The 13,050-nt window shown below is 60.6% G+C and carries 14 protein-coding genes; 3 read left to right on the top strand and 11 right to left on the bottom strand.

What is annotated here, in order from left to right:
* Positions 1–5 precede the first annotated feature (5 nt).
* The 6 genes from ccoN to fixL form a co-directional block, all read right to left on the bottom strand.
* Positions 6–1,625, bottom strand: coding sequence for a cytochrome-c oxidase, cbb3-type subunit I (gene ccoN / locus BHD07_RS13755; protein WP_338280795.1), 1,620 nt, complete (start codon positions 1,623–1,625; stop codon positions 6–8).
* 359 nt (positions 1,626–1,984) lie between these two features.
* Positions 1,985–2,437: a pyridoxamine 5'-phosphate oxidase family protein gene (locus tag BHD07_RS13750; RefSeq protein ID WP_324765267.1), complete on the bottom strand. Its 453-nt coding sequence runs from the start codon at positions 2,435–2,437 to the stop codon at positions 1,985–1,987.
* Positions 2,438–2,520: 83 nt separating this feature from the next.
* Positions 2,521–3,156, bottom strand: coding sequence for a helix-turn-helix domain-containing protein (locus tag BHD07_RS13745; protein WP_324765266.1), 636 nt, complete (start codon positions 3,154–3,156; stop codon positions 2,521–2,523).
* Between the two features lie 78 nt (positions 3,157–3,234).
* Complete coding sequence (locus tag BHD07_RS13740; RefSeq protein WP_127712310.1) at positions 3,235–3,582, bottom strand: transcriptional regulator; 348 nt, start codon at positions 3,580–3,582, stop codon at positions 3,235–3,237.
* A 98-nt stretch (positions 3,583–3,680) separates the two neighbouring features.
* Positions 3,681–4,295 carry a response regulator FixJ gene (gene fixJ, locus BHD07_RS13735; RefSeq protein ID WP_338280790.1) on the bottom strand — a complete coding sequence of 205 codons (615 nt, stop codon included), beginning with the start codon at positions 4,293–4,295 and terminating at the stop codon, positions 3,681–3,683.
* The gene (gene fixL, locus BHD07_RS13730; protein ID WP_338280961.1) at positions 4,288–5,805 is read right to left on the bottom strand and encodes an oxygen sensor histidine kinase FixL; all 1,518 of its coding nucleotides are present in this window, start codon (positions 5,803–5,805) and stop codon (positions 4,288–4,290) included. Before fixL ends, fixJ begins: the two co-directional genes overlap by 8 nt.
* A gap of 232 nt (positions 5,806–6,037) precedes the next feature.
* On the opposite strand from fixL, the gene BHD07_RS13725 reads away from it, so the two are divergent.
* Positions 6,038–6,862, top strand: coding sequence for a universal stress protein (locus BHD07_RS13725; protein WP_338280788.1), 825 nt, complete (start codon positions 6,038–6,040; stop codon positions 6,860–6,862).
* Between the two features lie 64 nt (positions 6,863–6,926).
* Here the strand turns inward: BHD07_RS13725 and BHD07_RS31930 are convergent, their stop codons facing one another.
* The 5 genes from BHD07_RS31930 to nirK all read right to left on the bottom strand — a co-directional run bounded on the left by BHD07_RS31930 (position 6,927) and on the right by nirK (position 11,000).
* Complete coding sequence (locus BHD07_RS31930; protein ID WP_445190491.1) at positions 6,927–7,205, bottom strand: NapC/NirT family cytochrome c; 279 nt, start codon at positions 7,203–7,205, stop codon at positions 6,927–6,929.
* 245 nt (positions 7,206–7,450) lie between these two features.
* Positions 7,451–7,894, bottom strand: coding sequence for a pseudoazurin (locus BHD07_RS13715; RefSeq protein WP_324765263.1), 444 nt, complete (start codon positions 7,892–7,894; stop codon positions 7,451–7,453).
* 108 nt (positions 7,895–8,002) lie between these two features.
* Positions 8,003–8,698, bottom strand: coding sequence for a Crp/Fnr family transcriptional regulator (locus BHD07_RS13710; RefSeq protein WP_324765262.1), 696 nt, complete (start codon positions 8,696–8,698; stop codon positions 8,003–8,005).
* Between the two features lie 153 nt (positions 8,699–8,851).
* The gene (locus BHD07_RS13705) at positions 8,852–9,766 is read right to left on the bottom strand and encodes a formylglycine-generating enzyme family protein (RefSeq protein ID WP_338280785.1); all 915 of its coding nucleotides are present in this window, start codon (positions 9,764–9,766) and stop codon (positions 8,852–8,854) included.
* A 103-nt stretch (positions 9,767–9,869) separates the two neighbouring features.
* Positions 9,870–11,000, bottom strand: coding sequence for a copper-containing nitrite reductase (gene nirK / locus BHD07_RS13700; protein ID WP_338280783.1), 1,131 nt, complete (start codon positions 10,998–11,000; stop codon positions 9,870–9,872).
* Between the two features lie 245 nt (positions 11,001–11,245).
* Here nirK and BHD07_RS13695 point away from each other — a divergent pair, with 245 nt between their 5' ends.
* Positions 11,246–12,457 carry an NnrS family protein gene (locus BHD07_RS13695; protein ID WP_338280781.1) on the top strand — a complete coding sequence of 404 codons (1,212 nt, stop codon included), beginning with the start codon at positions 11,246–11,248 and terminating at the stop codon, positions 12,455–12,457.
* 270 nt (positions 12,458–12,727) lie between these two features.
* Positions 12,728–13,009 carry a DUF2249 domain-containing protein gene (locus tag BHD07_RS13690; RefSeq protein WP_338280780.1) on the top strand — a complete coding sequence of 94 codons (282 nt, stop codon included), beginning with the start codon at positions 12,728–12,730 and terminating at the stop codon, positions 13,007–13,009.
* Positions 13,010–13,050 lie beyond the last annotated feature (41 nt).

Here is a 13,050-nt window from a genome sequence, read left to right as displayed (position 1 = left end):
CTCTCCTATTCTGCAGGCGCCGGCAGCGGTACAGCACCAAAGATCGGTTCCTCATCGCGGACGCGCCCGAGTATCGTCATGGTTACGTTGAAGGCCATGAGGAGCGCGCCGGCGAGAAACAGGGCGCCGCCGGCGGCGCGCATGACATAGTAGGGGAACATGGCCGCGACCGTTTCCGCGAAGGAGTACACGAGGAAGCCTTGGTCGTCGTATTCGCGCCACATCAAACCTTGCTGAATACCGGCGACCCACATAACAGCGGCGTAGACGACGATGCCGAGGGTGGCGAGCCAGAAGTGCCAGTTGACCATGCGCACGCTATAGAGCCGTTCGCGGTTCCACAGCTTCGGCACGAGATAGTAGATCGCGCCGAAAGTGATCAGTCCGTTCCACCCGAGCGCGCCGGAATGGACGTGGCCGATGGTCCAGTCAGTGTAGTGGCTGAGCGAGTTGACTGTCTTAATCGACATCATCGGGCCTTCGAAGGTCGCCATGCCGTAGAAGGCGACGGCCATCACCATCATGCGGACCACCGGATCGGTCCGGATTTTGTCCCAGGCGCCAGACAGCGTCATCAGGCCGTTGATCATGCCGCCCCACGAGGGCATCCAGAGCATGATGGAGAAGACCATGCCGAGCGTTTGCGCCCAGTCGGGCAGTGCCGTGTAATGCAGGTGGTGAGGACCGGCCCAGATGTACATGAAGATGATCGCCCAGAAGTGGATGATCGACAGACGGTAGGAATAGACAGGGCGGTTCACCTGTTTCGGGATGAAGTAGTACATCATCGCCAGGAAGCCCGCCGTGAGAAAGAAGCCCACCGCGTTGTGCCCGTACCACCACTGCGTCAGCGCGTCTTGCACGCCGGAAAATGCGGAGTAGCTCTTCGAACCAAGGAAGGAGACGGGCACCGCCAGATTGTTGACGACGTGCAGCATCGCGATGGTGACGATGAAGGCGAGGTAGAACCAGTTCGCCACATAGATATGCGGTTCCTTGCGCTTCAGGACCGTGCCGAGGAAGGCGACGAGGTAGGCGATCCACACGATGGTGAGCCAGAGGTCGACGTACCATTCCGGCTCCGCATACTCGCGACTCTGGGTAATTCCGAGCAGGTAGCCGGTAGCCGCGAGGACGATAAAGAGCTGGTACCCCCAGAAGACGAACCAACCGAGGTCCCCACCGAAGAGCCGTGCGCGGCTGGTACGCTGCACGACATAAAACGAAGTTGCGATAAGCGCGTTGCCCCCGAAGGCGAAAATGACGGCGGACGTGTGAAGCGGCCGTACCCGGCCGAAGTTGAACCAAGGCTCCACGTTGAGATCGGGAAAGGCGAGCTGAAGGGCAACGACCACACCGACGAGAAAGCCGACCACGCCCCAGAATACCGTCGCGATTACGCCGTACTTCACGACCTCGTCAAAGTATTCGTTTCGACGGCCGGGATGACCCGCGGTAGCCGGACGGAAGTCAACGCGGCGCATGAGCACCAGGGTGCCGGCGAGCAGCACGAAGAACAGCACCCACATGTGCGCGCCGAACTGGCGGTCCTGCGCAAGGCCGGCTCCGACCAGCGCCAGGAAGGCGCCCACGGCAAGCACGACCATCTCGACTGTGTGTTTCATGATTGGGCTCCAACCCTCTCTAATCGCTGACTGACGCACGCGGTGGGGACCGCAAAACTATTGCGAGAATTGTCAGAGGCCGGCCCGTGGCACCTTGATCCAGATCAAGTTGCTTGGGAGCTCGCGAGACGTGCTGCCAGGGCAAAAAGTGCCGGACAAGAGCGGAAAGACATCGGTATGCAACGATGCGACCTCCTCCGCTCGCACAGCGGTGCGGACCGTGAGGTCGCGAAGGCGCCGGAAGTTTGCGGGCTTGGAATAGTGGGATCGGCCGGCCCAACGGAGCTGCAAAGGTATATACAAGCGACGGAGACTGGGGGCGTAGGATCCATCGGGCGATCGCCTGCGGATGTGGGAGACTATTGCTCGCCGGCGCAGGCTGCCCGGCCCGTCATCTCGTCCATCTCGACGCAGAAGAAGATATGCGCAGACGCCCCTGAGATCTCTTGCGGTACAGGTTTGAAGCCCCCTGGTTCCCACCAGTTGGCCTTCTTTTGGAGCAGGGACCAGGCGTGAAGCCGCTCGTTACCGCAGCCTTGCGCCGGTAGTTCTCTGTACGTGCCCGTCACGACCACGCTCTTCCACCGTCGATTGCTGGCAAATTCGGAAATCTGCAGCGACACCTTTGGGTTGCTGCGCATCCAGTCGATTTTCTGGCCAGGCATGGAAAAGAAATAAAATGCTTTACCCGAATGCGCGTACGTGATCGGCACTATGTAGGGCTGGCCGCCCCTGCAACATGCCAGCCGCGCGAGATCTCCGGCTGCCACGACGCCTTGGCATTCCTCACGAGACATTTCCCTTACAAACATGGCTCTTCCCTCCTCCAGTTAGACCACGCCGGATTGGCGGCGGCGGAGAATCAGAGGGGCCTATTGCGCGGCCCCGGCCAGTCTTAGTCGCAGAGCGAACGCAGAGCTTCCAGCTTGACGATATCGATCGTCCTTGCGTCCCTGAGCGCGATGACGCTGCGCGCCTTCAGTTTTGTCACCACGCGCGATACCGTTTCGATCGTCAGGCCGAGATAGTCCGCGATATCCTGTCGCGACATGGGCAAGCGTAGCTGCCTGCCTCCTCCCTGACGTTCGCAAAGATCAACGAGGAATGCGGCGATCCGCTCCACGGCACATTGCCTGCCGATCACCAGAAGATGCTGCTGAGCCCGCGCCATGCCGGTCAAGGCGAGCGCGAGAAGCTCCCGCGAACGCTCCTGCATATGCCGGCGCCCGAAAACGGCCAATGTTGTTTCCGTGATGGCTTCGGCAAAGAAAGAATGGTTGGATCCCGCTTCGAAACCGAACATTTCGCCTGGGAGATGAAAGGACACGACTTGTCGGCGTCCATCTGAAAGGAGACGGTAGACACGCACGGCTCCGATCGATACCTGATAGCACTTGTCGTTGAGATCGCCCTGGGCATAGATCTCGCGACCCGGCTTGTAGGTGGCGACAAGATGGGGCCCAGCAATTGGGGCCGGTCCAAGGTGTTCGGCCTCGATGGACTGTGGTTTGGCTTGTGCAGCGGCGTACATGGTTATCCCCCGTTCGATGTGGGGACAGATTGCCAATTCGCGTGACTTGGAGAAATTCGGTTAGATCACTAAGGAAGACTACTTAGCCGCCTCGATCAGGCTGTTGATCACGCCGAGCAGGTCGGCACCGGTGAACGGCTTCGTCAATGTCGTATTGTCAACACGTTGCTGAAGGGCCGACAGGCCATCAACTAGCAATATGGCCCGGCGGCCCCTATTGCTAAGGAATTGCGCCGCGGCCTGAGGCTCGGATCTCAGTACGTCATCGTCGAGAATGGTGCAGAGCGCTTCCCGGCAAGAGGCTTCAGCCTTCTGCACAGTGTCGTAGGATTCGGTGGAATATCCTTCGACCTCCAGGGCGAATGCCACGGACCGCCGGATGCCCTGGTCCGCTGCAACGACGATAATGGTTTTCGCATCCAACAATTTAAGTCCCGCGCAATCTGCCCTGCAACTGGCAGCAATGAGCCGCCATTAAGCCGCTTGCGGCAACGCACCGCATTGCGCGAGATCAACTCGGCGGATCAGGAAGGGCCGAAACCTGCGGCCAGAGCCATTCGCACAAGATGGGGAAGGCTCTTCGCCTTCATCTTGGCCATTACGTTGGCACGGTGCACCTCGACGGTGCGAGGACTGATGTCCAGGTCATAAGCGATCGACTTGTTGGGAAGGCCCGCGACGACTGCCGAGAGCACCTGGCGTTCTCTCTCGCTCAGCGTCTGGAGCCTTGCTCGGATATCGTTGGCTTCATCCGCATCGGCTTCCGAAGCGACCAGATGTTCAGATGCCCTCTCGATTGCCTCGATGATCACGGTATCTTCGAAAGGCTTTTCGATGAAATCCACGGCCCCCGCCTTCATAGCCTCCACCGCCATGGGTACGTCGCCGTGCCCCGTAATTACGATCGAGGGTATATTGATCTTGCGATCGCCGAGATTGCGCAGAAGCTCTACGCCGGACATGTCCGGCATTCTCAGGTCCGTGACGAGAACCCCGGTTCTGACGTCCGGCGCGAAAGCCAGAAAGGCCTCGGCGGATTGATGCATTTTCACGGCGAATCCGTTCATTGTCAGCATGAAGGCCAGCGACTTTCTGACCGGCTCTTCGTCATCAACAATGTGCACCGTATAATCAGTCATTTGCAACGATCCGTTCATCTACATAGGCGGGAAGCGTAAACCGGAAGGTGGCTCCGCCGGCCGCATTTTTCGAGACTGTCATCTCACCGCCGTGCGCCTCGACAATCCGCTTCGAAATGGACAGCCCGATGCCCATTCCGCTAGCCTTGGTCGTGACGAACGGCTTGAAGAGCTGGCCGGAGATTTCCTCCGGAATACCTCCACCCGTGTCTTCGACAAGGACGGCAACCTCCCCCCCACCGGCCGGCATGGTGCGGATCGTCAGCTCTCGGCGGTCGACGAGGCGCATTGACTCGATCGCGTTGCGCATCAGATTGATGAGGACCTGCTGGACTTGGATACGGTCCACCATTGCCATTTCGGCACCGGGCAGATATTCGAATACGGTTCTGACGCCCTGCTCGCGGGAGCCGACCAGAGCCAGCGCGGCGGCCTCCTTCACCAGTTTGCGGATGTCTTCCGGCGCCTTCTCCGTCTCCCCCTTTGTGACGAACTCCCTGAGATGTTTGATGATCTGGCCGGCCCGCAGCGACTGGCTCGCCACCTCTTCGAGCGCCTCGCGCATTCGTGTAGCTATGGCGTCGTCCATGTCACGCAACAGCCTGGTACAGCCATGCGCATAGTTGGCGATCGCCGAAAGGGGCTGGTTCAGTTCGTGGGCGAGCGTCGAGGCCATCTCGCCCATCTCGTTGAGGCGGGCAAGGCGCGCCAGTTCAGCTTGTATCTGCTCGAGCCTTGCGGCAGACTCCTCCCGCTCCGTCAGGTCTCTGATGAAGCCGGTGAAGAACCTCTCGCCGCCGGACCGCATCTCTCCCACGGCGAGCTTCATCGGAAACGTCGATCCATCCTTCCGCTGCCCGGAGACAACGCGATCGATACCGATGATGCGCTTTTCCCCCGTTCTCATGTAGCGCTGCATATATCCGTCGTGTTCGTGGCGGTAGGGTTCCGGCATCAATATGCGCAGGTTCTGGCCGATAACCTCCTCTTCCGTGTATCCGAACTGCCGCACGGCCGCGGCGTTGAAGGACACGATTGTGCCATCGGTAGCGCTGACCACTGTGGCGTCGGGAACAGTATCCAAAATCGATCTCAGATGAGCGTCGCGGGCCCTTATGACGTTCTCGGTCCGGTCGATGGCGCGTTTTGCCGCCTCAAGCACTTCTCCCAGTGCCACGATCAGAAGCACTGCCGACCCGAAGACCACCAGTTCCACGAGACTCGGACCGTCGGCACTGGTGATCTGCTGATGAAGAACCGCTGCAAAAAGCGACAGCCCGGCCGCAAAGAGGATCGCATTGCGGCCGCCGACCAGCGCCACGACGAGCATGGCAGGGATAAGCGAGAAGAGAAGAAGGCCTTCGCCGATTGGTTCGCCTAGTGTCACTCTGAGGGCGACAACGCTCGACGTGACTATCGCGGCGACAACATAGGCTGCGACGCCGTGGCCTCTCCACCTGACGAGCAACCTTCCCAACCGAGTTCTCTCAAAAACGCTCTCTGAAAGCATCCCATTATCCATCGAAGGACTATATACCGCTGCAGTGTCTAGCGTCTTCGCTGTATTTGCACCATGCAGACTCTTCCATAGACGATGCTGGAGTAAACAGCCAACCCGCCGCTTGCTCCGAATCGCTTCAGGACGGGAGTCCATCACGACGCTCTTGACCGTGATCAATGTAGCCCCCGAGACGCAGAGTAGGATCGCTCTGCATTTAAATTGGGTTCGGGAGACCAGATCAATGACGTACAAGACGATCCTCCTCGTCGTTGGTGTCAGCCAATTCGAAGATGACCTGAGAGCAGCGGCAGATCTTTGTGCATCGGAGGGTGCGCACCTCTCGGTTCTCGCTAGCAAGATAGCCACTCTCCCTCCGATGGGAGACCTCTCAGCGATCTCCGACGCCTGGATTGACAGCCGTGACAGTGACATGGAGCAACTGCGCCAAGCAGTCAGAGGAGCTAAGGAGATCCTCGGAAATACCGGGACTTCATTCGATGTGACTGGGCGATACTCAGAGACGACGCGGCTCGGGCAAGACGTCGGAGAGCGTGCCCGGTATGCGGATGTCACCTTGATCGGCACAAGTCTAAGGGTAGATGACCTCCTCCGGCGGGGAGTCATAGAAGGTGCTCTCTTCTTTTCGGCACGGCCTGTCCTGCTCGCAGCGAATCTCCGATCGGCCACCTTGCAACCGAAGAACGTCCTTCTTGCGTGGAACTCGACCATTGAGTCCACAAGGGCCGCCCGCGAAGCGCTGGACATGATGAGAGATGCCGAGGGGGTGAACCTGGTGCTCGTCGATCCAAAGATCAAGAACGGCAAAGAACCCGGCGCCGATATCGCCACCTATCTTGCACGCCACGGGGTCAAAGTAACAGTCGCCCGGCTTCCGAGTGCCGGCCGCCCGGTCGAAGAGGTACTCGTCCAGTACGCACGCGACACTTCGGCCGACCTGATCGTGATCGGCGCCTACGGGCACTCGCGCATCCGCGAGAGGATATTCGGCGGCGTAACTAAGACGATGATTGACGCACCGATCCTGCCGGTCTTGATGGTCCGATAATCCTTTGTTCTCCCCCTGCCGGGAGGCTTCCGAAGCGCCGCCCAATGCGTCGGAGCCGGCGGTCTCAATTCGCGAGCGCGGCGCTGTGAGCCTCGTCCAAGACTCGCTTTAGCTCATCGATCGCGGAAGCGGAGGGCAGCGTCTCACCTTCCAGTTCCGGAGGCAGCTTCCATCCGGGCTCAACGCCCTGCATGTTGGGCAGTTCGTGAGCGATGCCCTTATGGCAGTCGATGCAGGTCGCCCTGCCCGGCAGCAGGTAGCGTGTATGGATTTCTGCGGCACGCTTAGTCTGCTTGGAAAGGTCCATCGCTGCCGACGAGTGACAGTTGCGGCACTCGAGGATGTCGTTGGCCTTGAGCCGCGCCCCCGTTCGTGCTTGGCGAGTTCCAGGCGGTGGTCGAGGAACTTTTCGCGCGTGTTGATGGTCCCGAAGATCTTCCCCACACTTCCTTGGAGGCCTGCATCTTTGCGGGCGATCTTGTCCGTCCATTCATGCGATATCGCTGAAACCAACAATGACAGCACTAAACAGACCCGACGCAGACGGGCTTGTACTGCGCCGGGTTATTAGTTGGCGTGCTGCCGATACTATTGGAGAGCAACGGCGAGCGCCGCGTCGAGGCGCTCCCGCGCCTTCTTGGGCAGCTTCACTGCCTTTACCTTTTCGACATTGGCGGGCGCGTCACCGACGACGACTGCCGCGACCATGCCCATGCCGACGTGCGGCGTGCACTTCACGCCGTAGACTCCTGGCACGTCGAAGGTCACCTTGTAGGTCTCGTTCATCTTGCTCTTGAATGCCGAAGCCCCGTCGGGAATCATGTCCTTGATCGTCTCGACATTATGTCCCTTGTCGGTCGGAACAAACGTGACGCTGTCGCCCGGATTGACCTTGACGAATGCCGGCTCGAAGACCATTGCTCCCTCAGAGCCCTTGTTAAGCATGTGGACCTCGAAATCGGCGGCGAATGCTGTGCCGGTGAAGGCGGCAAGAACTGCGGCGACTGCCATGCCCTTTGCGATTATGCGCACTTGAAATTCTCCTTGGTTTCAGAACCCTGTTCGGTTCTTGCTACAAGGAGATAGAATAGAAAGAGCACCTGCTCTTTGATGCTTGTCAAATAGCCATCGGAAATCCGTCTAGTCGCGCCCGCCGTCTGCGAGCGCCGTCAAGCCTGGCAGGTCGCAGACGATGAGCTTTTGCCGCCCGCCCTCGACCAGTCCCTTCTGCTCCCAGGCGCTGAGAATGCGCGACACCGTATGCAGCGTGGTTCCGGTCATTTCAGCTATGTCCTGGCGGGAGATCGGAAAGTCTATGCGGACGCCGCCTTTTTCCTGCTTGCCCGCCTGCCGCGAAAGGCGCAGCACCGCATGGGCGACGCGCCTCTCCACCTCCTGGGTCGACATCTCGCGAATCCGCGTGTGTGCCTCTTCGAGGCGCTGGCCGATCGTCTGCATGGTGCTGACGGCTAGATGCGGATTCTGCTCGACGAATTGCGGCCAGAGATCCGTAGGCCAGGAAAGAGCAAGACTTTCCGTAACGGCCGTAGCAGTACCGGGATAATCCGAACGCTGCAGCGCCTTTGCAAATCCGAAGAGGTCACCCGGATGGACGACGCGCACGATGATCTGCTGACCGTCCTCAGTGACCTGGGTCACCTTCAGCCGCCCGTGCAGGAGGAGGAAAAAGCTTGTGGCTCTCTGACCTTGCTCGAAAACAGCGTCACCTTGGGGCACGCGCCTTGCCGTCGCATGGGCGAGCATCCTGTCCAGATCCGCGTCGCTCATCCTGTCGAACAGGGCAAGCGACCGTACGACACTCCGGTCGATCTTCATTCGATTTTCCTACTGCAGGATTCCTTGGATCGGAACCAACGCGACCATGATCTCACTATCATGGCGGAAGGAGGGAACAAAGCAGAGTATCCGCGGCGCGACAGAACGCGGTTGTCGTGAGTGCTTGAGAAGCACCCTTCAATGCGATGCACCTCAGACGTCGAGGCCCTTCTCGCGAAGCGCCTGCAGCAGGGGTGCATACCAACGGGTATTCTTCACTAGACGGAAGCCGACGTTGTCCGGGGGCGCGCCGACGGCGCAGCCGCCCCCCTTGGGCTTGCGGATAAAGGAACTGAGCGCGGCGCGATGCTTGCCCGTGGCTATGTAGATGCCGCAGGATGAGGTGTCGCTGGTAATGCTTCCTGTGCGGTCGAGCGTGACACGCCTAACGCAGGTCGTCGTCCATTCCCAGACATTGCCGCCAAAGTCGGTGAGGCCCGTCTCGCTTTCGCCGAAATGTCCGAGTCGCTGCGGCTCCGGCTCGCGGGAGGCCTTGCGCGCGGTCTCGCGGTAGTAGTCGGCAAGCCACCGCAAGGCTGGATTGGAGCCGTCGTCCTCGACGTCGAGCGCGTCGTCGGGAAAACGGCTGCCGGCCGCAAAGGCGAGCTGCTCGTCAGTCGGCAGCATCCAGATCGTGCCGCTTCGCCGGCTGAGCCAGGCGGCATAAGCTTGCGCATCGTCGAAGCTGACGCCCGTTGCCGGCGTGCTTCCAGTATCTGCGGGTACGTGCTCGGGTTCGGCGGGCGGGCATGCCTGTTCCGCGACGCAGCGCGCGTAGTCTGCGGCGGTTACTTGATATTTCATGATGATGAGCGGCGCGCTCATGCGCACAGTCTCCACCGGCCCGTCGACGGCATAGCCGTTCTTGAAGAACTCCCCGGCTGCACGATACCGGAAATCCCTCGGAGCTACGGTTACGACGGGCGGTTCATCAAGGGCGCTGCCCGACGGAGCGCTGCCCAGCAGCCCTGTCTCAAATGCGAGGATTCCGGCGAGTATCAGAAAGAGCGCGGAGGGTATTGCAAGAGAGATGGGAGCGACTTCTCTGCCTTTTGAAAGTGCGTCCATGGCGGCCTCCTTGCGACGATCGTTCCTTGCCGGTCTCACCGAGAGATCTGGCGGCGAGTGTGCCGGTCGCTCCGACGCGGGCCATCGGGGCGACCGGCTTCAGTCAGGTACCCGATGGAGCAAGGAGCGAGGTCATCAGGTCGTCGTTCCAATCGCCGGTGACGGCGAAATGAGCGGCAGCGCCGAGCTCGAACGCCTCGATCAGGTTGTGGTTGACGTAGGCATAGATTCCGGGCTGCTCGAAGGTGTAGAAGGCAGCGCCCGCCGTGCCGCCGGGTATGAACCAGGTCTCCTGATCGACCTCGGGAGGATTGCGGAACTTGCCGGTCGCCCAGACATAGTCGCCATGGCCGCCGATCAGGTGCGGGCGCGTGTCACGATTTGCCTGCGAATGGAGGATCAAGACTTTCTCGCCGACGGCGGCCTTGAGCGCGTTGTCGCCGGTGAGCGCCCCGACTGCGCCGTTGAAGACAATGTGGGACGGGGTAAGCGTGCGCATCACTTCGAGCGTATCAGCATAGGCTTCCCCGACGCTTTCATACTTCTTGAACTTGCCGTTTGCGTCGCGCGGCACGTAGAAGTCCTGCTCACCGACATAGTAGACCTTGTCATAGGTAAGCGGCTTGCCCTTGCCGTCGGTTAGTCCTTCGCGCGGCAGCACCATGATCGCACCGTTCATCCCCGAAGTGACGTGCCACGGAACCATGCCGGGAGGCGCACAGTGGTAGACGAAAACGCCCGCCTTGGTCGCCTTGAAGCGCAGCACCGTGGTCTCGCCCGGATTGACGACCGTCAGTGCGCCGCCCCCAAGCGCGCCGGTTGCCGAATGGAAGTCGATATTGTGCTGCAGCGTGTTCGTGTCCGCGTTGATGAGCGTCAGCTCGACATAGTCGTCCTGGTGCACGACCATCAGCGGACCGGGAACCGAACCGTTGAAGGTCATGGCATGGAGCTCAGTACCCTGCTCGTCGATGACGATCTTCTTCTCCACGATCGTCAGCGTGAACTCGACGACCTTCGGCCCGCCTTCGGCCTTTTGCGTATGGGCGTGGACAAAGGGCGGTTTGACGAGATCTACCTTGACGCGCGGCAGCGACGCGACGTCGAGGGAGGCCACCTTGGCTACCGCCTCTTCCGCATGGGCCGATACGGCGCCAACCAGCGGCGTCAGTGCGCCTGCGATCGCGGCGCCGGCCAGCATGCTGCGACGTGTCATCTGGAATTGCTCAGACATGGAACCTCTCCTTGAGAAGACGGAGCGAATATCGCCCGGTCATGCTCATTCTAGGGTGGTAACGGGTAGGCTCTTTGAGGTGGAGCAAACAGGCAAATTGCCCTGATGCGACATTTTGGCCAGCAGGGCGACAACTCCGTACGGCGTTGCCGCCGGTACCCAGCTGCCACGTCTTTGACAATTGGCAAAGAAGACCTTGCTCAACTCCGGTAGTCAGAGGCGACCCAGACATTAGGAGTTGAATCATGAATGGATCAAAGGCGGCCAAGCGGGAAGGCTACGTGCCGCGGGGCCTCGCCCGCACGGGCCCGGTGCTCTTTTCATACGGATTCAGGCCCTTCTTTCTCGGCGCCGCTGTTTGGGCGGTCGTCGCTATGACCCTCTGGATCGCGGCCCTGGCAGGTCATCTCGAAATCGCCGGAGGGTATGGGCCTCACGCCTGGCATGCGCACGAGATGCTGTTTGGCTTCGCCCCGGCTGTCCTTGCCGGCTTCTTGCTGACCGCGGTACCGAACTGGACAGGCCGCCTCCCCGTCTCCGGCTGGCCGCTCGCCGGGCTGTTCGCGCTGTGGCTGGCGGGACGCGCGGCGCTGCTGTCCCCGGATGTGATCGGCATCCCGCCCGCAGCGGCGATAGACTGCCTCTTCCTACCCGCGCTGCTCTTGATCTGCGCCCGCGAGGTAATCGCCGGCCGCAAGTGGAAGGATTTGAAGGTGTTGGGCGGTCTTCTCGCGTTGTCGCTTGCCAATGCCTGCTTTCATTTCGCCGTGGTCACGGGAGACCATGTCCATATCGCGATGCGCCTCGGCATTTCCGCCTATGTGGTACTCGTCACCATCATCGGCGGTCGGATCTTGCCGAGTTTCACCCGCAACTGGTTGAATCGTGCCGGCCGGACCGAATTTCCGGTTCCCTACAACCACTTCGACACAGGCGCCATTCTCGCAGGCATCGCAGCGCTTGGCGCATGGACGCTTGTTCCCGACCATCAGCTCACGGCGGTGGCGGCTTTTGCCGCCGCACTGCTGCACACCGTCCGGCTCGCCCGCTGGCGCGGTTGGCGCACCTGGCCGGAAATGCTGCTCGTCATACTGCACGTCGCCTATGCCTTCGTTCCCCTGGGCTTCGCCGCAATCGGCATGGGCGCGCTTGGCTTCGTCGAAGAACGTTCGGTCATGCATGTGCTCACGGTGGGGGCCATCGCCGCGATGATGCTAGCAGTCATGACCCGCGCGAGCCGCGGCCACACGGGCTATCCGCTTACCGCATCGCGATTGACGGCCGCCTCATATGCCGCGATCGTCGTTTCGGCACTGTTGCGCCCGCTGGCTGAAATACTTCCCGTCGTCGCAGCGGGTCTCTATGCTGTCTCCGGAAGCGCGTGGATCATGGCCTTCGCGCTGTTCTGCGTCGAATACGGGCCAATTCTCGTGCGCAAGCGCCGTGCGTTGCGGTAGAGCACCCTCACAACCGAAGCGACGAAAAATCAGGAACTCGACCGCCTGGACAACAGGCGCCTTCTCGAGGGCGAATGGCACGCCAAGCAGCCCGTCGGTGAACTCGCGAAAGTGCGGAGAGCGTTTTGCAACTAAAGAGAATTAGATTTGTTTGCTCGCCGTCAAAGTGAGACGGCGCTCTCAGGGATAGGGTCGGCCGACTTCCGATCTGGTTCCAGCCGCTGCCGCATCGGAATGCACGAGGGGCGGCCAACAGAGAAGTCCAAGACAATGACGCAAACACCAGCGAAACCATCCATCGACGTCCGCACCGTTCCCCCGCGCGAGCGTCATCCGCGCATCTTCGGAATGCTCGAAACGCTCCCGGCTGGCAGCTCTATGTTGATCACCAGCGACCACGATCCGCGGCCGCTCCACTACAAGTTGGAAACGACTTTCCCAGGCGAATTCGGCTGGGATTATCTCGAAGAAGGGCCGGCAGTCTGGCGCGTCGAGATCGCCCGTCTTGAAAACGGCTCCGGCTGCGAATGCTGCTGCGACTCGGATCATTGATCCGGCCCCGCAGGTAACAATTACCGAGCATGGTGATTTAA

The sequence above is a fragment of the Sinorhizobium sp. KGO-5 genome (assembly GCF_036245905.1).
GTDB classification, from domain to species: Bacteria; Pseudomonadota; Alphaproteobacteria; order Rhizobiales; family Rhizobiaceae; genus Sinorhizobium; species Sinorhizobium meliloti_A.
This window is presented reverse-complemented; position numbering and strand designations above follow the sequence as displayed.